The 24,913-nt window shown below is 64.9% G+C and carries 29 protein-coding genes; 12 read left to right on the top strand and 17 right to left on the bottom strand.

All coding sequences use genetic code 11. The annotated features are described in order from the left end of the window. Window positions 1-12: 12 nt before the first annotated feature. The 4 genes from PHI64_RS06995 to pcnB form a co-directional block, all read right to left on the bottom strand. Window positions 13-645: a deoxynucleoside kinase gene (locus PHI64_RS06995; RefSeq protein WP_299880691.1), complete on the bottom strand. Its 633-nt coding sequence runs from the start codon at window positions 643-645 to the stop codon at window positions 13-15. A gap of 16 nt (window positions 646-661) precedes the next feature. Then, complete coding sequence (locus PHI64_RS06990) at window positions 662-1,003, bottom strand: DMT family protein (protein WP_299880688.1); 342 nt, start codon at window positions 1,001-1,003, stop codon at window positions 662-664. After that, a complete protein-coding gene (gene folK, locus PHI64_RS06985) occupies window positions 1,003-1,506 on the bottom strand; it encodes a 2-amino-4-hydroxy-6-hydroxymethyldihydropteridine diphosphokinase (RefSeq protein WP_299880685.1) in 504 nt (167 codons plus the stop codon). The genes PHI64_RS06990 and folK overlap by 1 nt, the downstream gene beginning before the upstream one ends. 61 nt (window positions 1,507-1,567) lie before the next feature. Continuing rightward, on the bottom strand, window positions 1,568-2,911 hold the full coding sequence (gene pcnB, locus PHI64_RS06980) for a polynucleotide adenylyltransferase PcnB (protein WP_299880682.1): 1,344 nt from the start codon (window positions 2,909-2,911) through the stop codon (window positions 1,568-1,570). Window positions 2,912-3,051: 140 nt separating this feature from the next. Here pcnB and hyi point away from each other — a divergent pair, with 140 nt between their 5' ends. Both hyi and PHI64_RS06970 read left to right on the top strand, forming a co-directional pair. Beyond that, complete coding sequence (gene hyi / locus PHI64_RS06975; RefSeq protein WP_299880679.1) at window positions 3,052-3,822, top strand: hydroxypyruvate isomerase; 771 nt, start codon at window positions 3,052-3,054, stop codon at window positions 3,820-3,822. Between the two features lie 109 nt (window positions 3,823-3,931). Next, the gene (locus tag PHI64_RS06970) at window positions 3,932-4,447 is read left to right on the top strand and encodes a DsrE family protein (RefSeq protein WP_299880676.1); all 516 of its coding nucleotides are present in this window, start codon (window positions 3,932-3,934) and stop codon (window positions 4,445-4,447) included. Here PHI64_RS06970 and PHI64_RS06965 read toward each other — a convergent pair. From PHI64_RS06965 to PHI64_RS06955, 3 genes are all read right to left on the bottom strand, one after another. After that, a complete protein-coding gene (locus PHI64_RS06965) occupies window positions 4,444-5,022 on the bottom strand; it encodes a TetR/AcrR family transcriptional regulator (RefSeq protein ID WP_299880673.1) in 579 nt (192 codons plus the stop codon). The two genes, PHI64_RS06970 and PHI64_RS06965, sit on opposite strands and share 4 nt — an antisense overlap. 67 nt (window positions 5,023-5,089) lie before the next feature. After that, window positions 5,090-6,028, bottom strand: coding sequence for a quinoprotein relay system zinc metallohydrolase 1 (locus PHI64_RS06960; RefSeq protein ID WP_299880669.1), 939 nt, complete (start codon window positions 6,026-6,028; stop codon window positions 5,090-5,092). Continuing rightward, the gene (locus PHI64_RS06955) at window positions 6,025-6,798 is read right to left on the bottom strand and encodes a quinoprotein dehydrogenase-associated SoxYZ-like carrier (protein ID WP_299880667.1); all 774 of its coding nucleotides are present in this window, start codon (window positions 6,796-6,798) and stop codon (window positions 6,025-6,027) included. Before PHI64_RS06955 ends, PHI64_RS06960 begins: the two co-directional genes overlap by 4 nt. Window positions 6,799-7,038: 240 nt before the next feature. On the opposite strand from PHI64_RS06955, the gene PHI64_RS06950 reads away from it, so the two are divergent. The 6 genes from PHI64_RS06950 (at window position 7,039) to PHI64_RS06925 (ending at window position 12,879) form a co-directional block, all read left to right on the top strand. Further along, window positions 7,039-7,797 carry a FadR/GntR family transcriptional regulator gene (locus tag PHI64_RS06950; protein WP_299880664.1) on the top strand — a complete coding sequence of 253 codons (759 nt, stop codon included), beginning with the start codon at window positions 7,039-7,041 and terminating at the stop codon, window positions 7,795-7,797. Further along, window positions 7,797-9,311, top strand: coding sequence for an FAD-linked oxidase C-terminal domain-containing protein (locus PHI64_RS06945; RefSeq protein ID WP_299880661.1), 1,515 nt, complete (start codon window positions 7,797-7,799; stop codon window positions 9,309-9,311). Before PHI64_RS06950 ends, PHI64_RS06945 begins: the two co-directional genes overlap by 1 nt. After that, complete coding sequence (locus PHI64_RS06940; protein ID WP_299880658.1) at window positions 9,311-9,493, top strand: hypothetical protein; 183 nt, start codon at window positions 9,311-9,313, stop codon at window positions 9,491-9,493. Before PHI64_RS06945 ends, PHI64_RS06940 begins: the two co-directional genes overlap by 1 nt. Continuing rightward, complete coding sequence (glcE, locus tag PHI64_RS06935; protein ID WP_299880655.1) at window positions 9,486-10,562, top strand: glycolate oxidase subunit GlcE; 1,077 nt, start codon at window positions 9,486-9,488, stop codon at window positions 10,560-10,562. Before PHI64_RS06940 ends, glcE begins: the two co-directional genes overlap by 8 nt. Window positions 10,563-10,564: 2 nt before the next feature. Next, window positions 10,565-11,812, top strand: a complete 1,248-nt coding sequence (gene glcF, locus PHI64_RS06930) for a glycolate oxidase subunit GlcF (RefSeq protein WP_299880652.1) — start codon at window positions 10,565-10,567, stop codon at window positions 11,810-11,812. A gap of 230 nt (window positions 11,813-12,042) precedes the next feature. Next, window positions 12,043-12,879, top strand: a complete 837-nt coding sequence (locus tag PHI64_RS06925; RefSeq protein ID WP_299880649.1) for a protein phosphatase 2C domain-containing protein — start codon at window positions 12,043-12,045, stop codon at window positions 12,877-12,879. On the opposite strand, the gene corA is transcribed toward PHI64_RS06925, so the two are convergent. Continuing rightward, the gene (corA, locus tag PHI64_RS06920; protein ID WP_299880646.1) at window positions 12,876-13,958 is read right to left on the bottom strand and encodes a magnesium/cobalt transporter CorA; all 1,083 of its coding nucleotides are present in this window, start codon (window positions 13,956-13,958) and stop codon (window positions 12,876-12,878) included. The genes PHI64_RS06925 and corA overlap by 4 nt on opposite strands. Before the next feature lie 156 nt (window positions 13,959-14,114). Here corA and PHI64_RS06915 point away from each other — a divergent pair, with 156 nt between their 5' ends. Genes PHI64_RS06915 through PHI64_RS06905 form a run of 3 tightly spaced genes read left to right on the top strand, consistent with a single transcriptional unit; the run spans window position 14,115 to window position 16,910 of the window. After that, on the top strand, window positions 14,115-15,239 hold the full coding sequence (locus tag PHI64_RS06915; RefSeq protein WP_299880643.1) for an NAD(P) transhydrogenase subunit alpha: 1,125 nt from the start codon (window positions 14,115-14,117) through the stop codon (window positions 15,237-15,239). Window positions 15,240-15,252: 13 nt separating this feature from the next. Then, window positions 15,253-15,537 (top strand): NAD(P) transhydrogenase subunit alpha, encoded by a 285-nt coding sequence (locus PHI64_RS06910; protein ID WP_296403893.1) that lies wholly within the window; start codon window positions 15,253-15,255, stop codon window positions 15,535-15,537. Further along, entirely contained in the window at window positions 15,537-16,910 is a 1,374-nt protein-coding gene (locus PHI64_RS06905) for an NAD(P)(+) transhydrogenase (Re/Si-specific) subunit beta (RefSeq protein ID WP_299880638.1), read from the top strand. Before PHI64_RS06910 ends, PHI64_RS06905 begins: the two co-directional genes overlap by 1 nt. A 130-nt stretch (window positions 16,911-17,040) precedes the next feature. Here the strand turns inward: PHI64_RS06905 and PHI64_RS06900 are convergent, their stop codons facing one another. The 5 genes from PHI64_RS06900 to moaC all read right to left on the bottom strand — a co-directional run bounded on the left by PHI64_RS06900 (window position 17,041) and on the right by moaC (window position 20,476). Then, a complete protein-coding gene (locus PHI64_RS06900; protein ID WP_296564075.1) occupies window positions 17,041-17,493 on the bottom strand; it encodes a histidine phosphatase family protein in 453 nt (150 codons plus the stop codon). A gap of 74 nt (window positions 17,494-17,567) precedes the next feature. Next, window positions 17,568-19,073 carry a CYTH and CHAD domain-containing protein gene (locus PHI64_RS06895; RefSeq protein WP_299880634.1) on the bottom strand — a complete coding sequence of 502 codons (1,506 nt, stop codon included), beginning with the start codon at window positions 19,071-19,073 and terminating at the stop codon, window positions 17,568-17,570. 122 nt (window positions 19,074-19,195) lie between these two features. Next, window positions 19,196-19,513 (bottom strand): thiosulfate oxidation carrier complex protein SoxZ, encoded by a 318-nt coding sequence (gene soxZ, locus PHI64_RS06890; protein ID WP_299880631.1) that lies wholly within the window; start codon window positions 19,511-19,513, stop codon window positions 19,196-19,198. A 14-nt stretch (window positions 19,514-19,527) separates the two neighbouring features. Next, entirely contained in the window at window positions 19,528-19,992 is a 465-nt protein-coding gene (soxY, locus tag PHI64_RS06885; protein ID WP_299880628.1) for a thiosulfate oxidation carrier protein SoxY, read from the bottom strand. Between the two features lie 4 nt (window positions 19,993-19,996). Then, window positions 19,997-20,476, bottom strand: coding sequence for a cyclic pyranopterin monophosphate synthase MoaC (moaC, locus tag PHI64_RS06880; RefSeq protein ID WP_299880625.1), 480 nt, complete (start codon window positions 20,474-20,476; stop codon window positions 19,997-19,999). 44 nt (window positions 20,477-20,520) lie between these two features. Between moaC and PHI64_RS06875 the strand changes: the two genes are divergently transcribed. After that, window positions 20,521-21,960 carry a M48 family metallopeptidase gene (locus PHI64_RS06875; RefSeq protein ID WP_299880622.1) on the top strand — a complete coding sequence of 480 codons (1,440 nt, stop codon included), beginning with the start codon at window positions 20,521-20,523 and terminating at the stop codon, window positions 21,958-21,960. A gap of 12 nt (window positions 21,961-21,972) precedes the next feature. On the opposite strand, the gene PHI64_RS06870 is transcribed toward PHI64_RS06875, so the two are convergent. The 4 genes from PHI64_RS06870 to PHI64_RS06855 all read right to left on the bottom strand — a co-directional run bounded on the left by PHI64_RS06870 (window position 21,973) and on the right by PHI64_RS06855 (window position 24,787). Next, window positions 21,973-22,605 carry a hypothetical protein gene (locus PHI64_RS06870; protein WP_299880619.1) on the bottom strand — a complete coding sequence of 211 codons (633 nt, stop codon included), beginning with the start codon at window positions 22,603-22,605 and terminating at the stop codon, window positions 21,973-21,975. Further along, window positions 22,598-23,158 carry an ATP/GTP-binding protein gene (locus PHI64_RS06865; protein WP_299880616.1) on the bottom strand — a complete coding sequence of 187 codons (561 nt, stop codon included), beginning with the start codon at window positions 23,156-23,158 and terminating at the stop codon, window positions 22,598-22,600. The genes PHI64_RS06870 and PHI64_RS06865 overlap by 8 nt, the downstream gene beginning before the upstream one ends. After that, the gene (locus PHI64_RS06860) at window positions 23,148-24,248 is read right to left on the bottom strand and encodes a hypothetical protein (RefSeq protein WP_299880614.1); all 1,101 of its coding nucleotides are present in this window, start codon (window positions 24,246-24,248) and stop codon (window positions 23,148-23,150) included. Before PHI64_RS06860 ends, PHI64_RS06865 begins: the two co-directional genes overlap by 11 nt. A gap of 65 nt (window positions 24,249-24,313) precedes the next feature. Further along, the gene (locus PHI64_RS06855) at window positions 24,314-24,787 is read right to left on the bottom strand and encodes a hypothetical protein (RefSeq protein ID WP_299880612.1); all 474 of its coding nucleotides are present in this window, start codon (window positions 24,785-24,787) and stop codon (window positions 24,314-24,316) included. Window positions 24,788-24,913 lie beyond the last annotated feature (126 nt).

Genomic DNA, 24,913 nt, shown 5'->3' with positions numbered 1-24,913 from the left:
GCCAGATGGGTTTCAGCCGGCGTAGCCGAAGAACTCCCGGTAGCTGCGCATGGCGTGGAGTCGGGAGAAGAGCAGTTCGAAATCTTCTTCCTTGTCCACCGGGTTGAGGGATTCGGCATTGACGATGAAGAGGGGGGCTGCATCGTAGTGATGAAAGAAGGTGGCATAGCTTTCGGCCACCCGCTGCAAGTAGGGCTCGCTGATCTTGCGTTCTGATTCGACGCCACGTTTGCGCACCCGGTCGATCAGGATGTCTGGCTGGGCCTGCAGATAGATCACCAGATCCGGCTTTTGGACGCTGGGTTTGAGGTGCTCGTAAAGCTGGCGGTAAAGCTTGAGTTCGTCTTCGGCCAGGTTGAGTTCGGCAAACAGCGGGTCCTTGTCGATCAGGAAGTCGGACACCAGGCGACGGTGCGGATCGTGGGGGGCTGCAGCGAGTTGTTCGCTGCGCTGGAACAGGAAGGCGATCTGGGTGGGCAGTCCCCACCGTTCCATGTTTTGGTAGAAGCGTCCGAGAAAGGGGTTGGCCGCCGGGTTCTCAAGCAGCGTATCGGCATTGAGGCGCTCGGCCAGGCGCCGGGCGAGGGTGGTTTTGCCTGCGCCGATGGGGCCTTCCACGACAATGTAGCGCGCTTTCTCGAGCATGGGGTGACTTCGCCTTTCAGGCGCGGAAGATGAAATAGACAGCGCCTAGGATACACAGGGCGGCCCACAGGTAGTCAAGCTTGAGGGGTTGCTGCATGTAGAAAATGGCAAAGGGCACGAACACCACCAGGGTGATCGCTTCCTGCATGATCTTGAGTTGAGCGAGATTGAGTTCCTGGGCCCCGATGCGGTTGGCCGGTACCTGCAGCAGATACTCGAACAGGGCGATGCCCCAGCTGATGAAGGCGGCGATATACCAGGGCGAGGTGGCCAGGTTCTTGAGATGCCCGTACCAGGCGAACGTCATGAACACGTTGGACGCGGCCAGCAGCAGCGCGGTCTGGATCCAGATCGGCATTACAGGGGCCCGAACAGGGTGATCTCCTGGCCGGCCACGGCGGGGAGGTAGTCCCGGGCCGGGCCCAGGCCGGGGAGGGTCAGGTCGGCGGCGATTTCCAGCAGGGGGCGCAGCACGAAGGCACGCTGGTGCATGCGCGGGTGAGGCAGGGTCAGTTCGTCACCTTGGAGCACCGTATCGCCGTGTAGCAGGAGGTCGAGGTCGAGGGTGCGCGGGGCGTTGGCCACACTGCGCACACGGCCATGCCGTGCCTCGATGGCGAGGAGATGACGGAGCAGCGCGAGGGGCGGCAGGTCGGTGTCTAGCGCCACCACGGCATTGATGAAATCGGGCTGGTTGAGAAGCCCGACCGGCGCGCTGCGATAGAGGGACGAACGGGCCGTCACCCGCGTACCGGGCAGGGCTGCCAGATCCTCGACGGCGGCCCGCAGGTGCATGACCGGCTCACCGAGGTTGGCACCCAGTGCCACGAAGGCGCGGATGGACTGAGGGGGGGTGTTCACTGTGAAGTACTTTCGCCCTGATGGACTGTTCTGCGAGCGCGTTGTTGGGGCAGGATGGCGCTCATTCGCCCAACGGGCTTGAGACCGTGCCTGCAGGCTTGCGGCGGCGGCGGCGTTTCTTGGCGGTGCCGCTCTTGTCCGGCACCAGCATGCTTTCGCGGGCCTCGGGATGGGCGTCGGCGAAGGCTTCCCACCAGTCGGGCAGTTCCATCGGGAGCTCGCCCGATTGGGCGCGCAGGCGCAGGAAATCCCAGCCGGCACGATAGCGCGGCTGCTCCAGCAGGCGATAAGGGGTCTTGCCGGCGCGCTTTTCAAAGCGCGGTTGCAGCGCCCAGATCTCCTTGATGTCGCCGGCGATGCGGCGGGTGATGGCGAGCTTGCCGGACTGTCGTTCGAGCACCGAATCCATGGCTTCGAAAAGTGCCGGTTGCGAGTGCTCGCCGTTGGCCTTGCGGGCGTCCCAGTCCACCAGCACCTCGTGCCATAGCAGGGTGGCAAACAGGAAGCCGGGGGACACAGGCTTGCCCTGGCGTACGCGTGCGTCGGTGTTCTCGAGGGACAGCCACACGAAGCGTTCGCCCATGGGCTGTTCGAGAATCACGTCGAGCAGGGGTAGCAGGCCATGGTGCAGGCCTTCCTCGCGCAGCTGACGCAGGCATTTCACCGCATGGCCTGACATCAGCAGCTTGAGCATCTCGTCGAAGAGGCGCGCCGGCGGCACGTTTTCGAGGAGGTCGGCCATCTCGCGGATCGGGCCCCGGGCGGCGGGATCGATGGACAGGCCGAGCTTGGCGCCCAGGCGGGCGGCACGCAGCATGCGCACCGGGTCTTCGCGGTAGCGCACCCGCGGGTCGCCGATCATGCGCAGGGTCTTCTGTTGCAGGTCGGCCACGCCGTGGTGGTAGTCGATGACGGTTTCGTCGCTGGGGTTGTAGTACAGGGCGTTGACAGTGAAGTCGCGGCGGGTGGCGTCTTCGGCCATGGAGCCGAATACGTTGTCGCGCAGTACCCGGCCGTGCTCGTCGGTTTCGGTGCCCTCGGCGTCCTGCATGGCCCGGAACGTGGAGACCTCGATGGTCTCGGGGCCGCTCATCACATGCACGATCTTGAAGCGTCGGCCGATGATGCGGGAGCGGCGGAAGAGGGCGCGGACCTCTTCGGGGGTGGCACTGGTGGCTACGTCGAAATCCTTCGGGGTCTGGCCGACGATGATGTCGCGAACCGCGCCGCCAACCACGTAGGCCTTGTGCCCCGCCTCCTGGAGCGTGGTGCAGACCTTGTTGGCGGCCGGTGAGATTTGGTCCCGGCGTACGCCGTGGCGGGCCACCGGAATCACTGCGGGTTCGGAGACGGTGTTGGTGGGTGCGGCGCGGCGGAACACACGGCGCAGCAGTTTGCGGATCATTGGTGGGGTGTGCTTTGTTTTTTGGTCAAGTTGCGCATGATAACCCATCAAACGACGGGGTTTGGGGCCTCGCACTGCCCTCCGGGCGGTCCGGACGGTAAGATTCGGCGCAATATTCATGTGTTTTACGGACCTCTTCGATGCCCCGCTTTTCTGCCAACCTGTCCTTCCTGTTTCTCGACCTGCCCTTTCTTGACCGTTTTGCTGCTGCTCATGCCTGCGGGTTCCGGGGCGTGGAGTTCCACTTTCCTTATGATTTCCCCGTGGACGAGGTGGCCGATGCGGCACGCCGGGCCGGGGTGGAGGTGGTGCTGTTCAATTTTCCGGCCGGAAACTGGGCAGCGGGGGAGCGGGGCATTGCCTGCCTGCCCGAGCGGCAGGCCGAGTTTCGCGCCGGGGTAGACAAGGCGGCAGCCTGGGCAGAGGCACTGGGGTGCCCGAGGGTGAACTGTCTGGCGGGTCTGCGTCCCGACGGCATCTCCGAAGCCGTTCTGCGGGATACGCTGATCGGCAACTTGCGCTTTGCCGCCGACCTGTTTGGCCCTGCGGGGCGAGAAGTGCTGATCGAACCCCTCAACAGCCGGGATACACCGCGTTTTCTGGTGGACCGCAGTGCGGCGGCCGTTTCGATCATGGATGATGCTGATCGCCCCAACCTCCTCCTGCAATACGACATCTTCCACGCCCAGGTGATGGAGGGGGAGCTGGCCTTGACTTTGGCCAAGCTCCTGCCGAGGGTTGGTCACATTCAGTTTGCCGATAACCCGGGGCGCCATGAACCTGGCACGGGAGAGATCAATTTTCCCTTTTTGTTCAGTCATCTGGATGCTATCGGCTACTCGGGCTGGGTGGGGGCTGAGTACGTCCCGTCGGGGACGAGCATGGCTTCCCTGGGATGGATGCAGGGGTAAGCAAGGCTCCAGTGCATGCCGTGTTGTACATACCTACCAGTTGGTTGGTATTCTCTCGAACCCATGTTGGTGAGATGACCCGCTTCCGGCGGGAGCACGGAGATTTCCCATGACACGATCGTTCCGCCGTACCTTGTTTGCCCTGAGCCTTGCTGCAGGTGCCCTGGCCAGCCAGTCGACCGCATATGCTGTCGCCCCCGAACCAAACGATGCCATGGCGCTGCGGGGGGTGAGTGAAGGCAAGGGCGTTTTCCTGATCGACTTCAGCAATCCCCGCAAGACCGCCTTCTATCTCAGCATCATCAAGCGGACGCACCAGGGCCTTGGCAGGCAGGGCGTGAAGCCCGATCTGATCCTGGTGTATATCGGTGAAACAGTGCGTTACCTGTCCTCCCGGCCCGATCCGAAACTGCTGGTCGAACACGAGGATGCCCTTGAGGCGGTGGCCATCCTGGTCCGGGAGTTGGCGGCCATGGGGGTTCGCCAGGAGGTGTGTGCGATTGCGACGCAGGTGATGGGCGTGGATAACGCCTCTCTGCACGAGGGCCTGAGCGTTGTGGCCGACGGTTTCATCTCACTGATCGGCTATCAGACCCAGGGCTACAAGCTCGTGCCCATCTTTTAGTCCGCCGCAGGTGCTCCCGCCAGGGCAAGCACCTGCTCGAAGCCCTGCAGGACATCTTCCCGGGAGCCCAGGGCTCTGCCGATCAGGTTACCCCCTTCGAGTGTCGCCAGGAGCAGTCTGGCCAGGGCCTTGCTGCCGCGGGCCCAGCGCAGCTGGCCGTTAGCGATACCCTGGTCCAGGACGCGGGAGAGCCAGTCGAGGTGCAGCCGGAAGTAGGCGGCGGTCCGCTCGTGCAGGCCGGGCGGCAGGGCCGCGAGTTCGGCCGACAGGGCTCCGCACAGGGGGCGCAGGCTGGCCTCGAAACCATCCAGGAAGAGCGTTGCATACTGACGCAGCTGGTCGGCCACATGCGTATTGCCTGCTTCGATGTCTGCCAGGGCTGCGGCAAACCGGGCCTGGGCCACATCCACCACTTCTTCGGCGAGCCGCTGCTTGGTGGGGAAGTGATAGTGGATGCTCGCCTTGGTGATGCCGATCTTTTCGGTCAGATGGGCATACGAGAATGCTGAGTAGCCGCCTCGGCGAATCAGGTTTTCCGCTTCGGCGAGCAGTTGGTCGCGGGTGGGGGTGGTCATGGGCGCAAGGCTATCACCTCTGCCCGCACCGGAGAACCTGCCAGGCCGCTCTCCGGGCGGGGGCGGGTCAGTTGTTGGGCTGGAGTGCGCCGGCTTCGGCGGCGGGAAAGAGGTGCCCGACCGAACGCCTGTATTCCGCCCCGGCCACGGGAATGTTCCGGTAGACCTCGGGGAGGGGGCGGGTCAGGGTCTCGTTCATGTCGAGGCCGTCGGCGGCGGCCTCACGCAGACTGGTGTCCAGCCAGGTCAGCCAGTCACGGGTCCAGGCGATGGGAGCGGCGTTCCGGGCGATCGGCCCGTGTCCTGGTACGAGTACCCGGACCCGCTGGGTCGTCATGAATGCGTCGAGCGCGCGGAGGGTGTCTTTCCAGTGCTCCAGGTGGGCGTGGGGCGTGGTGGGCGCGCGCAGGTTGAAGACCAGGTCGCCGGCGAAGAGGGTTGCGCTGTCCGCGTCGAAGACGGCCAGATCTGCGTCCGTATGTCCTTTCATGGCGAGCAGGATCAGCGATCTGCCGCCGGCTTTCAGGGGGCCGGCCTGGAGGATCTGGTCCGGAGCCTTGAGCTCGGTGCCGGACATCCAGCTACCGGTCAGGCGGAACAGGTTCTCGGCAAAGGCGTCACCTTCGGTGGTGATGCCCTTGCGGGTTCCCGCCAGGGCACCGATGGGGGTATCGGCGAAAGCCTGGTTGCCCAGGAAGTGGTCGGGGTGGTGGTGGGTGTTGATGACCAGAGCGATCGGCTTGGGTGTGATCCGGGCGATGGCCGCGCGCATCTGCTCGCCGTATTGCCGGGATGGCCCGGTGTCGATGACGATGACGCCCTCCGTGCCGACAATGAAGCCCGTATTGACGATGTTGCCCCCATTCGAGGGATTGAAGTCGGCCTGCTCGCCGACGAATGCGTACACGCCGTCGGCGACGGCCAGGGGGGTAAGGTGGTAGTCGGCATCGGCGGCCCAGGCGTGACAGGACAGGCAGGCGACGACGATTGAGATGAAGCGCCTCATTGGGGAATCCTCACGTTGAAGGTGTTTCCATTGTTGTCCCGTCCGCGTGCGTTCAGGGTACCCGTGGTGCTGCCCCGGTTGAGGGTGAATACCGGGTTCTCGCTGACCGGTTGGGAGACTTCCAGCCTGGCCAGGGGGCGGCCCGCCTCGTCGCTGAGGACGACAGACTCGATGTGGAAAGGGGGGATGCCGGGAATCAGCCCGGTGTCCATGGGATGAATGATGCGCATGCGCAGTCGGCCCGACATGGGGCCTTCGTTCCAGGTTCGGGTTGTGACTTCGTTCAGGCGCTTCTGCCACTCCGGCGAGGTGGCGCCCATGGATGGGGCTGTGCAGCCACCGCCCACCGTGTTCACGAGGGTGCCCCCGATATGCCAGACCCCGTCGCCGGTACGTACTGCCGCTCTGACAGGGGTCGATTGCTGCAGTTTTACGCGGAAACCGAGATAGGCAGGGGCCGCATCGGGATAGAAGCGCAGGATTTCAAGAATGGGGTTGAAGTCGGCGAAGACCAGGATTTCCTTTACGTCGGAGAGCCCGGTGGCGTCGATGGTGATGGGGACGTTGAGTGGGTTTTCTGCGGTGTCGGGCGCCTCGACCTTCACCCGTGCGTCGAAGACATAGGTCGCTCCAGACAGAATGCCCTTTTCCATATCGCCCCAGCGTGGGGAGGCAAGGGGGTCAGAGGGCCGTTCGGCGGCCTGTGTCGGTAATGGGGTGATGTTTGCCAGCAGCAAGGCGCAGGCCAGCGCGCTTGTCAGTTTGATCACGATGCTCCTCCTTTTGGGGCTTGGTGGGGTGTTTCCGCTTATGGTTCTGGTCAGAAATATTATCTACTAGTTGGTAGGTGCGCAAGGCAGGTCTGGAGGGAATGGAATCAGCCGTTCGTCACGGTGCGCAGTCCTGCATTTGCCGGCCCCGTGCTTGACTGCCCGTTCCGAGCAGGGCGCTTTTGCCTATTGCGCGCTCATCTTCTAGACTGCGGAGAAACTTGTCTGACAAGTAGACAAATGACCCTATCCCGCCTGCCTCGTATTCCCCGCCCCCAGCGCCTCTCCGAAGAGGTAGGGGCGGTGCTGGGCGAGCGCATCTGGAGCGGGGCGTTTGCCCCGGGTGAGCGTCTGCCGACGGAGGCCCGTCTGTCTGAAGAGTTTGCGGTCAGTCGCGCCGTGGTGAGGGAGGCGATTGCCCGTCTCAAGGCTGATGGGTTGGTGGAGAGTCGACAGGGTGCAGGGGCCTTCGTGGTCCGACGCCCCGGGGCAGGGGTGTTCCGTATGGAACGCAGCATGGGGGGAGCGGGCGTTACCGGTGAGATTTTCGAGTTGCGTCTGATTATTGAGGTGGCGGCGGCAGAGCGGGCGGCGCTGCGCCACACGCCGGTGCAACTGAAGGCTATGGCGGCGGCCCTGGCGCGGATGGAAGAGGCGGTGGCGTGCGGGGAAGACGGGGCGTCGTTCGACGACGACTTTCACTGTGCCATTGCCGAGGCAAGCGGCAATCCGCTGATCGGCCGTTTCGTGGCCTTCGTGAGTCAGGAGTTTTCAGCCTCGCGGGCACCAACGTGGAGTGCTGACGGGGTTTTTCGGGGCCTTGCTCGGGCCGCCCAGGACGAGCATCGGGCTGTCTTCGAGGCCATCGCGTCGGGGGATGCCGAGGCGGCGGGGCAGGCTGCCCACCAACATCTGATCAATGCTGCTGGGCGACTCGGAGTGGCGGTGCCGACCCCGCCGGCTACCGGCGTTCAGCATGTCGACAAGGGGATGGCGTGATGGGCGAGAAGTCTGGGGTTCCCGGTTTCGGCCAGATCGAGGGGGATTTTTCGCGGGTTGATGTCCAGCGCTTGGTGCGGGCACTGCTGGGTGTTCTGCCCGAGGCCAGTGTGCTCCACGACCCGGAGGATCTGCGCCCCTACGAGTGTGACGGTATGGCGGCCCTGCGGCAGATGCCGCTGGTCGTGGTCCTGCCCGAGACCGAAGCCCAGGTGGTGGCCATTCTGAAGATCTGCGCCGGGCAGGGGGTTCCGGTGGTTGCCCGGGGCGCCGGCACCGGACTCTCCGGCGGTGCCCAGCCGCACCGCTTCGGGGTGGTGCTGTCCCTCGCACGCCTGTGCCGGATAATTGCCATCGATGCCCATGCGCGGCGGGCGGTGGTGCAGCCCGGGGTTCGCAACCTGGCCATTTCCGAGGCTGCTGCGCCCCATGGGCTGTATTACGCCCCCGATCCTTCGTCCCAGATCGCCTGCACCATTGGCGGCAATGTGGCCGAGAACTCGGGTGGTGTGCATTGCCTCAAGTACGGCCTGACCATCCACAACCTGCTCAAGGTCCGGGGCGTGACCATCAACGGTGACATCATCGAGTTCGGCAGCCTGGGGCTGGATGCGCCGGGTTACGACCTGCTGCCCCTGGTCACTGGGTCCGAGGGCATGCTGGCGGTGGTAACCGAGGTCACGGTCAAGCTCACCCCCAAACCCCAGCTGGCCCAGTGCGTGCTGGCGGCCTTTGACGATGTGATCAAGGCCGGTGACGCCGTGGCCCGGATCATTGCCGCCGGCATCATTCCGGCGGGGCTGGAGATGATGGACCAGCCTGCCACGGCGGCGGTCGAGGAGTTTGTGCATGCGGGCTACCCTCTTGACGCCCAGGCCATTCTGCTGTGCGAATCCGACGGCACGCCGGAGGAGGTGAGCGAGGAGATCGGGCGGGTGCGCGCCTTGCTGAAGGAGTCGGGCGCCACCGAGGTCCGGGTGTCCCGGGACGAAGCCGAGCGCCTGCGTTTCTGGGCCGGGCGCAAGGCGGCCTTTCCCGCGGCTGGGCGGATCTCTCCGGACTACTACTGCATGGACGGGACCATCCCGAGGAAACGCCTCGGCGAAATGCTGCAGGCCATCCAGGCGATGGAGAAGAAGTACGCCATGCGTTGCATCAATGTTTTCCACGCTGGCGACGGCAACCTGCATCCGCTGATCCTCTTCGATGCCAACAAGCCCGGCGACCAGCACACTGCCGAGGCTTTCGGCGCCGAGATCCTGGAGCTGTCGGTGGCTCTGGGCGGCACCATCACTGGCGAGCATGGGGTCGGCATCGAGAAGATCAACCAGATGTGCAGCCAGTTCGCCACGCCGGAGATCGGCGCCTTTCATCGGATCAAGGCAGCGTTTGATCCGGCCGGCCTGCTTAATCCGGGCAAGGCCATCCCGACTCTCAATCGCTGCGCAGAATATGGCCGTGAGCGGATGAGCGCCAGCCAACCCGCGGCCCATCCCGATCTGCCGCGCTTCTGATGAACATGATTTCCGAAGGATGGCTGCAGTTCCTCTTCGTCGCCGTACCGGTGCTGTCTTTGGTTGGCACCTGGATGGGGCTGCGCACGGCGGGGCGGCTGGCGCAACGTCGGGAGCGGAGCGGGGCTGCTGGTGGGGACGGACGGGCAGACATGGAAAAAAGGGTGAATGAGCATGGATGACCTGATTCGGCAGTGGCGCGAGCGCGTCCTGGATGCGGCAGCCGGCGGCAGGGCCCTGTGCATCCGGGGGGGCGGAACGAAGCTCTTCCTGGGCCGGCCGGAGCAGGGGGAGCTCCTCGATACCCGCGGCTGTCACGGCATCATCAATTACGAACCGAGCGAGCTGGTGGTGACGGTACGCGCCGGCACCCCCTTGATTGCGCTGGAGGCCGAACTGGCAGCCCGGGGGCAGATGCTGGCCTTCGAGCCGCCGCACTTCGGGCCCGGCGCCACCGTGGGTGGCTGCATTGCCGCCGGTCTGGCCGGGCCGCGACGGGCGGCGGTAGGCGGCGTGCGAGACTTCATCCTCGGGGCCCGCGTGATCGACGGGCGCGGTGAGTTGCTGCGCTTTGGTGGTGAGGTGATGAAAAACGTCGCCGGCTACGATGTGTCCAGGGTTTTGGCCGGTAGTCTTGGCACCCTCGGGCTAATTGTCGACCTGTCGCTGAAGGTGCTTCCAAAGCCGGTGGCCGAGGCCAGTCTGCGCTTCGAAATGGGCGAAGCGGCGGCCCTGCACCAGCTCAACGCTTGGGGCGGCCAGCCCCTCCCTATCTCGGCCAGTGTCTGGCAAGGCGGAATCCTTGAGCTGCGGCTCTCCGGGGCGGCGGCAGCGGTGGATGCCGCGATTGCCCGGCTGGGCGGCGAGCGCATTCCCGATGCAGTCGCCGATGCGCGCTGGCGTGGGCTACGTGAGCAGACGGATGCCTTCTTTACCGGTGGTGCCCCGCTTTCTGGCCCCCTCTGGCGCCTGTCTGTGCCGAGCGATGCCCTCGCCGTTCAACTGGATGCGGCCCAGCTGGTGGAGTGGGGTGGCGCCCAGCGCTGGGTGCGCTCTGATCTGCCGTCGGACGAGATCCGGGCGCGGGTGGCGTCCCTGGGAGGGCATGCGACCCTGTTTCGCAACGGGGCGCGAGAGGGGGCCGTGTTCCATCCGCTGACGGTGCCCATGCTGGCCTTGCAGCGCAATCTCAAGAACGCGTTCGATCCGGCCGGGGTCTTCAACCCTGGCCGCCTGTACGAGGGCCTCTAGGCATGCAGACCCATCTCGCCGATTTCATCCGCGATACGCCCAAGGGCCGCGAGGCCGAGGAGATTCTGCGCAAGTGTGTGCACTGCGGCTTCTGCACCGCCACCTGCCCGACCTACCAGCTGCTCGGTGACGAGCTGGACGGCCCGCGGGGGCGGATCTACTTGATCAAGCAGGTGCTTGAGGGGCGCCCGGCCACGGAGAAGACCCGTCTGCACCTCGACCGTTGCCTGAGTTGCCGCGCCTGCGAGTCCACCTGTCCGTCAGGTGTGGAGTATGGCCGTCTGGCCGATATCGGTCGTCATGAGGTGGAGAAACAGGTGCCAAGGCAGGGGGCGGACCGCCTGATGCGGGAGGCCCTGAAGGGCGTAGTGCCGCGCCGCGGGGTGTTTGGTACGGCGTTGGGGCTGGGGCGCATATTTAGGCCGTTGCTGCCCGGAGTGCTGGCCCAGAAGGTGCCGCATGCGCCGGCGGCCGGGCATTGGCCGGCGCCGAAGCACGCCCGCCGCATGATTGCCCTGGCCGGCTGCGTACAGCCTTCCATGCGTCCGTCGATCAACGCCGCCACGGCCCGGGTGCTGGATCTGCTGGGCATCTCGCTGGTGGAGCAGGCCTCCGCCGGCTGCTGCGGGGCTGTTCGCTTCCACCTCCACGATCAGGAGGGGGGGCGGGAGGACGCCCGCCGCAATATCGACGCCTGGTGGCCGGAGATCGTGGCAGGGCGTGTCGAGGCCATCGTGGTGACTGCATCCGGTTGCGGTGTGCAGGTGAAGGACTATGGCCACCTGCTCAAGGACGATCCGGCGTATGCCTCGAAAGCGGCCCGGGTGGCGGCCCTGACCCGTGACCCGGCCGAAGTGGTTGTGGCCGAGGCGGCGGCGTTGCAGGGCGTTCTGGCCCGTCGCCGGGCTTCGGCATCGGCGCAGAAGATCGCCGTGCATGCACCATGCAGCTTGCAGCATGGCCAGAAGATTCGTGGTGTGGTGGAAGGGTTGCTGGACGCTGCGGGCTACGCGCTGACTCCCGTCGCGGATGGCCATCTGTGCTGCGGTTCGGCCGGCACCTACTCGTTGCTGCAACCCGGATTGTCCCGCCAACTGCGTGACAACAAGCTGGCGGCCTTGGGCGCTGGTGGCCCGGAGCGGATCGTGTCGGCCAACATCGGTTGCATTGAGCATTTGTGCAGTGCTTCAAACGTACCCGTTCTTCATTGGATTGAACTGATAGATGAAAAAATCACGAACTCGGCTTGAAAGCTCGGCCCTGTTGTCGGTCTCAAGGAAACTAACAGTTAAACTCTTGGCGGATTTCCGTCATGTTAGATGGTCGGAATATTTGCTTTGAACAGCGTGAGTGCCAAGTTGCCCGAATGTCAGAATCCGTTTGTCATCCTGGCAGGTCTTTCCCTGATCCCCGGGTTGTGTCCGACCAGGATGGGGGCGTGTGCGTGTATGGCTGGTTCAAAGATGGTCTGCGGTAAATCATGCTGAATCCCACTTTTTCATCCCTGGCCGATCCGGAAACCACAAGTGCCAAGAAGCGCTACCAGGCGGAGGCCTGCGTGGCCAAGCACACAGGTGATCGTACCGAGCAGCAGGACAGGGCTGCTGTTTTTGCCCATCCCAGTCGCAAGGGCACCTTGATGGCAGTGCTTGCAGATGGCATGGGGGGGCATTCCGGTGGTGCAATGGCGGCCGAGCAGGTCATCCTGAAGGCCCGCCAGAATTTCGAATCCTTTGCGCCGGCCTCCGAGAGTGCGCCGGACTTGCTGCGCAGCATCATCGACGAAGCCCATATCGTCATCAAGCTGACACGTTTCACCAGCGAGCAGGACCCTCACAGCACCGCCGTCGTTTTCATGATGCAGCCTGATCGTGCCGACTGGGCCCACTGCGGTGACTCCCGTTTCTACCACTTTCGCTCCGGCGCGCTGGTGTCGCGCAGTTCGGATCACTCCCTGGTCGAGGAGCTTGTGCGCAAGGGGCGTCTCGATTCAGAAGGTGCCCTCCGCCACCCCAACCGCAACGTGCTCCTGTCCTGCCTGGGCTCCGAACGGGAGCCGCGGGTCGATGTGGGGCATGTCTCGCCGCTGGTTGGGGGCGATGCCTTCCTGCTGTGCTCGGATGGTTTGTGGGCGTATATCGGTGAAGAAGAAACCGGCGCCATCCTGGCCAGCCAGTCCCCGCGGGACGCGGCTTCGACCCTGATTGAACTGGCCCGCCAGCGTGCTCGTGGCGGCGGCGACAACATTTCCCTGGCGGTGGTCAAGCTGGTCGAAGTACCGAACCGGCCGCGCACCGACTACCCGGTTCTGGGCTAACGGGAGCGCAACCAGTTTCTCCGCCAGAACGCGGCAGCCATCAGGGTCGCGGCGCCAAGCATCATCCCCAGGGCAAGCCTGAAGCCATCCTGGTCCTCAAGGAGGGGCATCTGCCGGAAGTTCATGCCGAAGATGCCGGCAATCAGGGTGGCGGGCATGAACAGGGTGGTCAGCACGGTGAGAATTCGCACCTCGGTGTTGAGGCGGTTGCTGACGCTGGATAGGTAGATGTCGAGGAGGTCGGCGAGCAGGTCACGCACCGACTCAAGGGATTCGAGCACATGCACGGTGTGGTCGTAGATGTCCCGCAGATAGAGCCGGGTGTCTGGCGTGAAAAAGCCGTTGTCGGCCCGGGACAGGCTGTTGAGCACTTCGCGCAGGGGCCACAGGGCACGGCGCAGGGTCAGGGCCTCATGTTTCACCCGGTTGATCTCGCCCAGCAATGACGGATTGGGATTGGTCAGCGCCTGCTCTTCCAGATCTTCGGCCTGATCGGCCAGGTGATCGAGCATCACGAAGTAGCGATCCACAAGAGTGTCGAGGAGTGCGTAGGCCAGATAGTCGCAGCCGTGGCTGCGCATGGCACCGTTCTCGGCCCGCAGGCGTTCGCGGACGGCTTCGAAATTGCCGGTGGCGCGCTCCTGGAAGGTCAGCACGAAATTGCGTCCGAGAACGATGCTGACCTGGTCTGAATTGAGGCAGCGGTTTTCGGCGTCGAAGTTGAAACTGCGGGCGACGATGTATAGATAATCGGAAAACTCGTCGCTCTTTGGGCGCTGCTGGGTGTTGAGGATGTCTTCCTGGATCAGTGGGTGGAGCTTGAAGCGCCGCCCGATCTCGGCCATCACGGCAGGGTCATGAAGACCATGCACATTGAGCCACAGCTTTTCACGGCTTCGTTGGTGCTGGCGGGAAGCATCGACCGAGTCGAAATGCGTTTCCGTCACGCCCTGGGCATCGAATTCGATCAGGGTAATGCTGGGTTTGTCGGTCTTGATCTCCCCGACATGGACCAGTGAGCCGGGAGGCAGGCCTAATTTTCGGGGGAGCCGGGTTCGTTTCTTGCTAGACTTTCGCATCTTTTTCGTGCTGTTCGGAAGAGATATCTGAATTTTTATTCATGAACCGGGTGGTGAATCCGGGGTATCTGCCGGAGATTTGCCAGCCAGGATGTCTCGTCGCCGAACCCCTCTCGCGACGATAACAGAATTCCAACTACCTACTTAGGAGCTTCCATGCCCCTGGTCATCGGTGTGACCAAAGAGCTTATTCCTGGCGAGCGCCGTGTTGCGCTTGTTCCGGATGTAGCCAAGAAATATCAAGGACTTGGCGCTGCTCTGCAGCTCCAGTCCGGCGCTGGTGAAACGGCCTACTACCGGGACGAAGATTTCGGAGTGGCCGAGTTTGCTTCCGAACCGCTGACGGTGCTGAAGAAGGCCGACGTGGTTCTGCAGGTTCAGCCCCTGGGGCTGGAAGCCTTGGCCCAGCTCAAGCCAGGCACGGTGCTGGTCGGCCTGCAGCAGCCTTGGTCGAGTCGCGAGCGTGTCGACGTTTTGATGCAAAAACGGATCACCTGTTTCGCTTTGGAACTATTGCCCCGGATCAGTCGTGCTCAAAGCATGGACGTTCTGTCCAGCCAGGCCGCGGTATCGGGCTACGAATGTGCGCTGATTGCGGCTGATCACAGCCCCAAGTTCTTCCCCATGCTTACCTATGCGGCCGGCACCATCCGTCCGGCCAAGGTGTTGGTGATTGGCGCCGGCGTGGCCGGCCTGCAAGCCATTGCCACCGCCAAGCGTCTGGGGGCAATGGTTTCCGGTTACGACGTGCGCCCGGAAACCCGCGAGCAGATCGAGTCCCTGGGGGCCAAGTTCGTGGATACCGGCGTGTCTGCGGCGGGGGCTGGCGGCTATGCCCGGGAGCTCACCGAGGATGAAAGACGCCAGCAAGCTGAAAAGCTCGGCAAGGCCATCGCGGAGTGCGATGCGCTGATCACCACCGCAGCCATTCCGGGCAAGAAGGCGCCCGTCATCGTCAGCGCCGACATGGTGGCTCGCATGAAGCCGGGCTCCGTGGTGGTCGATATGGCGGCGGAGACCGGTGGCAACGTGGCCGGCACCGTGGCGGGCGAGAAGACCTGGATTGGCGAAGTGCTGATCATCGGTCCGACCCACATCCCCAGCCGCATGCCGGTGCATGCCTCAGAGATGTACGCCAAGAATCTGTTCAATTTCATTTCGCCCTTCATCAAGGACGGGGCCCTGGCCCTGGACTGGGAGGACGAGGTGCTGTCCGGCGCATGCCTGACCCACGCGGGTGAGCTTCGCCACGCGGGCGTCAAGGCCGCGTTGGGCCTTTAAGGAGGGCTTCCCCATGGATGGAATGCTTGCACTCTATATCTTCATGCTGGCGGCTTTCACCGGCTATGAGGTCATTTCCCGTGTGCCGGTGATCCTGCACACCCCGCTGATGTCTGGCTCCAATTTCGTACACGGTGTGGTGTTGGTGGGAGGCATGATCGCCCTCGGCCAGGCCGAGACCCCGCTGGAACAGGCCATCGGCTTTGTGGCCGTGCTGCTGGGCGCAGCCAATGCTGCCGGCGGCTATGTGGTGACGGAACGCATGCTTGCCATGTTCAAGGCGAAGGAGAAGAAGTAATGGCGATCAAGTGGTTGATTGACGCGAGCTACTTCGTTGCCGCGATCCTGTTCATTCTCGGCCTGAAGGGCATGAGCTCGCCGGTGTCAGCACGCAAGGGCATCGTGTGGGCCGGCGTCGGCATGGTGCTGGCTACGGTGGTTACCTTCCTTACTCCGGGCATGAACAATTTTGCCCTGATGGTCATCGCCATTGCCCTGGGCGGTGCGGTGGCATGGATTTCCGGCAAGAAGGTCGCCATGACCGACATGCCGCAGATGGTGGCCATCTACAACGGCATGGGCGGCGGTGCAGCGGCGGCGATTGCCGCGGTCGAGTTCGCCCGGGGCGAGATGCACGGCACTGTGGTGACGCTGCTTGCTACCCTGGGTGCGCTGATCGGGGCGGTGTCCTTCTCGGGTTCGGTGGTGGCCTGGGCCAAGCTCCAGGGAGTCATGAAGAAGGCCTTCCGGCTGCCTGCGCAGAACGCGGTGAACATCGTGCTGGCATTGGTGACGGTCGCCGTTGGCGGCGCCATCGTCATCGCGCCGACGGTTGACCCGCTGCTGGTGGTGGCTTTCTTCGTGCTGGCATTGGTGTTGGGCACGGTCATCACTCTGCCGATCGGTGGCGCCGACATGCCGGTGGTGATCTCGCTGTTCAACGCCTTCACCGGTCTGGCTGTGGGTTTTGAAGGCTTCGTGATGGGTATTCCGGCCCTGATCATCGCCGGCATCGTGGTGGGCGCAGCGGGCACGCTGCTGACCCAGCTGATGGCAAAGGCCATGAACCGGCCGATCAGCAACATCCTGTTTGTGCCCATGGCAGCGGCCGGCGGCGGAGAAGCCGTAGAGGGCGAGCAGAAGGAGGTGGGCGCCATGGATGCCGCCGCGATGATGCGCTACGCCAGCAAGGTCATCATCGTGCCGGGCTACGGCATGGCGGTGGCCGGCGCCCAGCACAAGGTGTGGGAGATGACCGAGCTGCTGGAGGAGGCGGGCGTCGAGGTGGTGTTTGCCATCCACCCGGTGGCGGGGCGCATGCCCGGCCACATGAACGTGCTGCTGGCCGAGGCCGGGGTGCCCTACGACAAGATCTTCGACCTGGAGGAGATCAACGGTGACTTCGCCCAGGCCGACGTGGCCCTGGTGATCGGCGCCAACGACGTGGTGAACCCGTCCGCCCGCACCGACAAGTCCAGCCCGATCTACGGCATGCCCATTCTCAACGCCGATCTGGCGCAGAACGTCATCGTGGTGAAGCGCGGCAAGGGCACGGGCTATTCGGGCATCGAGAACGCCCTGTTCTACAAGGACAACACCCGCCTGCTCTACGGCTCGGCCCAGCAGGCCATCGGCGAGGTGATCCAGCACGTCAAGGCGCTGTCGGTCTGATTCGTCAGACTTAGCCCTGAAACGAGGAACGGCCTGCAGGCGGTGCTTGCAGGCCGTTTTTCATGAGCTAGGTGGGGATGCCCTGGAGAAGGGGCACCCTTCGAAGTGGCTGTGGAAGGCCGGCGGCCTGTCAGACCAGATCCGCCGGCATCACTGCCCGCAGCACGGTCTGGGTCTCGTCGTCGCGGACGCGGTTGGAGAACCACCACAGGGCACCCTTCTTGATCGTCCAGTCGGCCTCCTGGCCGGAGAGGAGCAGGGAGGCGAGGCGGCCGAGCTCGGGTTGGTGGCCGACGATGAGGACGGACCCGCCGCCGTCGGGCCAGCCGCAGGCGCCGAGGATGCCGGCGATGTCATTGCCCGGGGCAAGGGCCGGTACGACCTCGAAATCCTTGGTGAAGGCACTGGCCGTCTGGCGAGTGCGGGTGGTGGGGCTGACCAGCACGCGGAGCTTCTTGGGCCGGCGGCTCTCCAGCCATTCGGCCACCTTGTGGGCCTGGCGCAGGCCCCGTTCGGTGAGTTCCCGGGTGTTGTCGGGGATGCCATCCACGGCCTCGGCGTGGCGCCACAGTAGCAGGTCCATTGTACTTTTCTCCTCGTTCTTGTTCTCAAGAGGCCGGGAGTCTGGGGCCGGCATGTTACTGGCCGATGAATCCGTCAGCGTCGCCACGGCGCTTTGCCCCACAGGATGGGTTCGAGGGCGGGCAGCACGTTTTTGCGCAGGCGGGCCACCCGGGGGGCATGCCAGCCGGCGACGAAGGCGGCGCCGCTGCGTAGCTCCGGGTCCTTGCCCGCCCAGGACTTGAGGCGGGTGCGGGCCACCGCTTCGTCATTCAGGTAGCCTAGGGTTTCCTGGATTTCGGCGATGTCGTTGGCGAAGCGCACGGTGGCCTTTTCGGGGAGCAGGGGCAACAGGAACTCGATCCCGTAGCGCAAGCGTTTGAGGGACACGCGCAGCTCGTGCAATTTGTCGGGGTGCAGGTCGGACGCGGCTCCGTAGCGTTTGCGGGCGCGCTTGCGCAATTGGGTGAGCTGGAGGCGGGCGAAGGTGGTGAGGTTGGCAGACTTGACCAGCGCATCGCTCTGCAGGGCGTAGAGGTCGGAGGCCAGGGCGAGCATCTGGCGGCCATGGCTGGCGGCGAGGAGCTGTTCCCGGGCAGCAGTCTTTTCCCTGTCACGGCGGTCTACCGCCATGGCGATGAGGCGCTGGGTAGCTTCGTCGGCAAGGCCGGATTCGGCCACCGGGCTGAGGACTTCGGCGAGCATCACGTCCAGGTCGCGGGCGGCGCCGAGGCCATCGGCGGCGTCCTTGAGCCCGTCGGACCAGCGTTCCACGAAGTCGGTGGGCAGAGCCGGGCCGAACAGGCGCAGGGCTGAGCGCAGGCGGCGCAGGGCAACCCGCAGCTGGTGGATGAACTCGGGGTCGTCGCTCTCGCGGGCGCCGGATTCATTGGCCTGCCACAGGGACAGGCAGTCGAAGCCGATGATGCGGAAAGCGTCCACCGGTGATTGCTCGGCGCTCAGGCGCGATGGCCGGGCTTTGGCCGGGCGCAGGGCGTGGTTGGAGAACAGGCGGTAGCCGCGCTCGGCCTTGCTGACGTTCTCGGGGGTGAGGGGCAGGCTCTCGGCCAGCTGCAGGGCCAGGGCATAGAGTTCCTGCGGGTCGCCTTCGACCAGTTCGAGCTCCAGTTCGCACAGGGGGCGCGACTGGCCGTTGGCTTCGATGCTGCCGTTGTCGATCATGGCCAGGACACGCACCCCTTCCCGGGGGGTGAGGATGCAGGTTTCGCGCTTGAAATGGGTGGTGAACACCGGGATCAGCTGCGCCTGCAGGCTTTCGAGGCGGTTGCGTACATCGTCTCGTTCGATGGCCGAGAAGTCGAAGCTGCCGTTGGCGTAGGGCTGCTCCCACTCCGGCCGTGAAGATAGCCCGCCCGAGGATTCGGCGGCGCATTTCACTGTTTGCAGCCAGCGGTTGCCCGCCTTGCGGGTGCGCACTGCCATGCGGCGCTCGCGCAGTTCAAGCTCGGGGGTGTCGAAGTAGGTGTTTTCCAGGGTGCAGCTGCGGCCTTCGCGGGGGGCGTCGGCGATCAGCGGGTGGCGGCGCAGGGCGGCGAGGGATTTTTGCGGGAGCGTGAGCTTGAGTTCGATTTCGTGGCTCATGGGAGGCGGCCGGGGGCTGTAGTGGAGTCGGACCCATGGCGGGGCTGCCAAAGGGAGCGTCCGATTCTAGCCCGGCGGCGCTCCCCTGTCTTGCGCGCTCCCGTTACAGTGTTGAGGCGGGTTCAGCCTGCCGCGAAGCTGGTCTCGGCGCTACCTTTCTGCCCCTTGTTGTCGAGCCACGCAACACTGACCTTGTCGCCCGCCTTGACGCCTAGCAACTGGAAGGCGAAAAGGGGGTTGGCGGAGACAGCGGTGCCCAGGGCTCCCTCGATAACGGGCCGGCCGTTCAGGCTCAGGGTGACCGAGGTGATGTATTGGGCTGCCTGGAGCTGGCCGGAAGCGTCACGTCGCAGGCCGCTTTCCATGGGGTGGGGCATCAGTACGCGGACTTCGCCTTCGCTGCCCTTTACGGTGGCGCGGATCTTGATGGGTTCGGACATGGTTTGTGCCTCCTTCAGTCGCCGCAGCCGCCGACGGTGACCTTCACCTCGCGGAATACGCTGTAGTGTTTGCCGCCCGCGGTGGCCACCACGCGAAGGCGGGAGCTCTCGGCCATGCGCAGTTTGGCCTGGAAGCGGGCTGCGGCTTCGGGGGCAAAGTTGAACTGCAGCGCCAGAGGAAGGGGGTTCTTGTCGATGAGGACGGAGAGCCGTGTGGTGCCGGGGATGCTGCTGATCACTTCGATGGGTACGGCGGCGCCGTTCTCAGCAACCTCCGGCGCCTTGAGCAGGATGTCGCGGCTGGCCTCGGCGCTGGCGGCGCCGATGAGGCGCAGGGCGTCGGAGGCGGTCTTGGCGTCGAAGGCGGCCCGATTGAAGCTCATGGCCAGGGCCGCGCCCGGGCGGAGCAGGCCGGCGACGAGGAGGGGGGCAAGGGCGGTGGCGCTGCCGAAGGCCTGCAGGAAGTCTCGTCTTTGCATGGAGTCAGGCCTCCGCCTTCCAGTGCCCCGACTTGCCGCCTTCCTTCTCCAGCAGGCGGATGCCGGTCATGGTCATGCCGCGATCGACGGCTTTGCACATGTCGTAGATGGTGAGCAGCCCGACCTGTACGGCGGTGAGGGCTTCCATTTCCACGCCGGTGCGGCCGACGGTTTCGGCAGTGACGGTGCAGTGGATGGTGTTGTCGCCCTCTGCCGTGAAGTCGGCGGTGACCCGGGTCAGGGGTATCGGGTGGCACAGGGGAATCAGGTCGGCGGTACGCTTGGCACCCTGGATGGCGGCGATGCGGGCGATGCCGATCACGTCGCCTTTCTTGTTGTCGCCTGCGAGGATGCGGGCGAAGGTGTCGGGTTGCATCAGGATGCGCCCTTCGGCGCGGGCGACGCGGCGGGTTTCGGATTTGGCGGAAACATCCACCATATGGGCCTGGCCGTGGGCGTCGAAGTGGGTAAAGGCGTCAGTCATTGTGCTGCTGGGAACCGGTCGCGGGGGGCGAGTATCATAGCACCGTGAAAAATCGTCTGATTGCCGCCCTGCTGTGCCTTGCCCTGGTGCCGCGCAGCTATTCCCAGAGCCTGCCCGATCTCGGGGACAGCGCGTCCTCCGATCTGTCGCCGGTGGCCGAACAGAAGATCGGGATGCAGATCATGCGCGATATCCGCTGGCATGATCCGGCCTTCCTGCGGGACGCAGAGATCGAGGATTACCTCAACACTCTGGGTGATCGCCTGGTGTCGGCGGGAGCGGGGGCCGGGCTTTCCTTCGAGTTCTTCGGGGTGAGTGACCCCTCCCTCAACGCCTTTGCCATGCCGGGGGGCAAGATCGGTGTGCACACCGGCCTGATCCTGGCGGCCCAGGCGGAGTCGGAGCTGGCCGGCGTGCTGTCCCACGAAATCGCCCACGTTACCCAGCGCCACATTGCCCGCATGGTCGGGCAGCAGGGGAGGACGGGCATGTTGATGCTGGCTTCGCTGCTGGTGGCGGTGCTGGCGGCCAAATCGAGTGCCCAGGTCAGCCAGGCGGCCATCATGGCCGGACAGGCGGCGGGCATCAGTTCGCAGCTGGCCTACTCACGGGATTTCGAGAATGAGGCGGATCGTTTGGGGGTGCAGAACCTGTCTGCGGCAGGGTTTGACGTGCGTGGCATGGCCAGCTTCTTCGAGCGTCTGCAGAAGAACAGCCGTCTCTACGAAAACAGCGCGCCAGCCTATTTGCGTACCCACCCGCTGACTTCCGACCGGATCACCGAGATGGAGGGGCGAGTGATGCAGATGCCCTATCGGCAGGTGCCGGATTCCCTTGATTTTCTGTTGGTACGGGCGAAGCTGCGGGTTGGGGCGCAGGCCTCCCGGGAGATGCTCGACGAGCTTGAAGCAGCGGTGCGGCGTGGGGCGGCTCCACCGGCCACGCACTACGGCTTGGTACGGGCCTACCTGGGGGCGCGACGCCTGGCCGACGCGGAGCGCGAGATGGCCGTGTTGCGCAAACTCAAGCTGTCTTCAGCGATGATCGATGGCCTTGAGGCGGATCTGCGGCTGGCGAAGGGCGAACCGGCGATTGCGGCACAGCTGTTCAAGGAAGGGCGGGAGCGATTTCCCCAGTCCCGGCGGCTGTTGTATGGAGAGGCCGGAGCCCTGATCGATGCGGGCCGTGCTGCCGAGGCATTGAATCTGGTGAAGGCGGAGATCCTGACCACACCGAACAATGGTGTGCTGTGGGAGCTGCGCTCGAAGGCCGAGTCAGTGCTTGGCATGCGTCTGGCTCAGCACCGCTCTCTTGGGGAGTTGTATGCGATTCAGGGCAACTACGCGGCTTCGGCCGAGCAGCTCACCCTGGCCCAGAGTGCCAAGGACGGGGATTTCTTTGAGCACTCGGCGGTGGATTCGCGCCTCCGCGAGGTGCGCGCCCTGCTCGCCGAACAGATGCAGGAGCGCCGCGAGCAGCGCTGACGCGGTGTCGTTTCAGACCTTGCCGTAGCGTACGCACAAGGCCCACACCAGTTCGGCAAAGGCGCGCTGGTTGAAGCGGGGTCGCCCGCTCACGGCAAGGGCGAGGCGGGTCCGGCCCACGTGCATGGGCCAGAAACTCAGGCCGCTGATGCCGGCCGCGTCCACATTGCCCCAGCCGTCTAGAAGATGCTCTCCCAGCCGGGACAAGGCGGCGGACTGTCTTTCGGCGACCGACAGGATGTCTGCACCGACGGCGGCGAGGGCTTCGCCGGTATCGCCGGGGTATCCGGCAATGGCCAGGCAGAAGCCCATGTGGTCGGCCAGCACGGCCTGGCCGCTGTCGCTGAGGGTGCCGAGGAGGCCTGGCAAGGTGGATTCAAGGGTTCCGATGGGGGCCACCCGGGGGCTGCTCCAGGACTCCAGACAGGCATCCTCCTGGAGTTTGAGGAGCACCTCGAGGGCTTCTTCCTGCGTGCTGCCGGGCGTCCAGGCTTGGAGCGCCTCCAGGCTCAGGAGCGGGCTCATGGCCTCCTGGAGGATGCCCAAAAGAATGTTTCTTGCGGTCGTGGGCTCGGCTCGGGCCACAGCGCACCAGGCACCGTAGGGGGTGACGGTGAGGTAGGAGCCGGGAACAATTTCAAGCATCGTTCAATCCGGGGTTGAGGGTGTACAGGAGCGCCTTGACCAGCGTGGCCACGTCATCACGGCTGCGGGCATCGGCCCGGAAAATGGCGGGCATGGGGCTGAGGCCGAGGGCGATCAGGCGTGCCCGGTAGGCGTCCAGGCCGGGTTGGGGGCTGCTGTCCATGTGGGTGACGCCGATGGTCACGGCCGTGCTGGCGATGAATTGCCGGAACGCACCGAGGTAGCCTTCAAGGTCCTGGAGCGGATCGGGGCTGGCGTTGTTGATCAGCAGTATCAGGCCGATGCCGCCTTCGGAGAGGATGTCCCACATGAAGCTGAAGCGTTCCTGGCCGGGAGTGCCGTAGAGCATCACCTTCTCGCCGTCGGGCAGGTTCAGCACGCCGTAGTCCATGGCCACGGTGGTGGTGGGCTTGAGCCGGGCCGTGCTGTCGCTGGCAACGGCCTCGGTGCTGACGGTGGTAATGTCGCTGAGGGCGTTGATCGCGGTGCTCTTTCCGGCACCGACAGTGCCAGAGAAGATGATCTTGTTGTGGCGGGTGCGTTCAGACCGCATCGCGGAGCTTTCGAAGGATTCGGGACAGGACGGAGCCACGTGCTGGCTTGTCTGACGGGGCCGGAGGGAAGGGCGCTACAGGCGCGTTTTCGTGCTTTGCCGTTGTGTCGAGCAGCCCGGCGAAGCTGGCGGCCGAGTACACCGAGAACACGTAGCGGTGTGGAATGCCCAGGCGCGTGGCGATCTCTACCGGACTGGCGTGCATGCGGGTCCATAGCGCAGCGATGCGCATGGCGTGGGGTGAGGCGAAGGCGTAGGTGAAATTGGGCCAGGCGCGCAGGCGCACCGGCTGGTAGGGGTCGCTGCCGGCCGGCAGGCGCCCGCGGGCAGCCCAAGCGGCGGCATTCCAGAGAAAATCCTCGGCGGCGCGGTGAACCGGCTGGCTGTCGGCCTCCCCGATGATGGGGGTGCTGACGATGCGCCCGGTGGATTCGGGGAGTTGGGTCATGGCCAGCGGGCGGAGCTGATTCTCCCGGAATGCGGTGATGCACACCGGGACAGGGCGCGGCTCGATGCCGATAAGCCGTGGCAGGCCTGAGATCAGATGGGGGCGGCCACTTGCGCTGGCCAGTGCAAGTGCCTGCTGCAGGCGGCCGATGAGGTAGTCGTCTGGATTGAAGAAGAGCTTGTCGGGCAGGGAGCTGCCTGGGGTGGTGGGAATATCGTCCATGCCACCGCACAGATCCCGTTCATCATCCGTCATCAGGCTGTGCCCGAGGGGGGCCGGTGCTCTGGGGTAGGCCACGGGGCTGCTGACTGCCAGGGCCGGTGCCATGGGGCGGGGCGGGGCGGCGGCGATCATGTGGGCGGCATCGACCCTGGCCTGGTTGAGTGTTGCTGGCAGGGCTTCGAGGTTGAGGGGCTTGCCAAGCACGGGGCGCGGCTGGAAGCGGAGCGCGTGGTCTTTGGGATGAAAGGCGTAGTAAACGATGCCGATGCGTGGATGCCCGGCGAGCTGATCAAGGGCAGCCTCGATGCCCGGACGGTCGCAGTCGATCAGCACGACCTGTGCTTCTTCGAGGGTTTCCACCAGGCGCACCGACCGCGTCCAGTGCCTTTCGATGGAGAGACCGATAAGCCGCGCATCCATGCTCCCCACGTGGAGCAGAAGAAGCGCGCTGGGATGCTCGGTCGGGGAACTGGGTTGAGCCCTTGTCATGGGTTTCTGCCGTCTTTGGTGGACATTTGCAGGAAGCATCGGCTGCCCTCCACCGGCCTGGCCAGGACCACGCCGGGAAGTGCGGCGTGGGGGGCGTGCCTGTCGATGCCGGCGTCGAGGTTCTCGCTCAGGTAGTCCGCCAGCCTGCCTTCGGCCAGGGCCGGGGTGTGCTGGCGAAGCAGGCGTTGGCGCAGGTCTCGGCCACAGGGGCCAAGGACAATCCAGAGATCCACTAGCGCGGCGCCCAGGGCGGGGGCGTTGCCCAGACTGGCCCACAGGGCGATGCGTTGCAGGTGGGTGTGCAGGTTGCGTGGTTGACGCGCTACCTCGGCGGCAAGCAGTGCCCCCGTGGCCGGGCTGTGCCAGTGGGTGGCGATGCCCAGGGTACGCACGGGCAGCCCGAAGACTGCGGGCGGGGCGGGGCGTCGGATGCGTCCGGGGTCGTCCGCGTCTTTGAGGAAGGGGGTCACGAGGTGAGGGCGGAGAGGAAGTCGATCATGAACTCCACGTCTTCCTGTTACAGGGCCTGCCAGAGGCTGGCGCCGAGGGCTGCGAGCATGGCACGCTCCTTCTCGATCTGTTGCATGGACAGGAGC

It is taken from the genome of Zoogloea sp., from assembly GCF_028689785.1.
GTDB lineage: Bacteria > Pseudomonadota > Gammaproteobacteria > Burkholderiales > Rhodocyclaceae > Zoogloea.
This window is presented reverse-complemented; position numbering and strand designations above follow the sequence as displayed.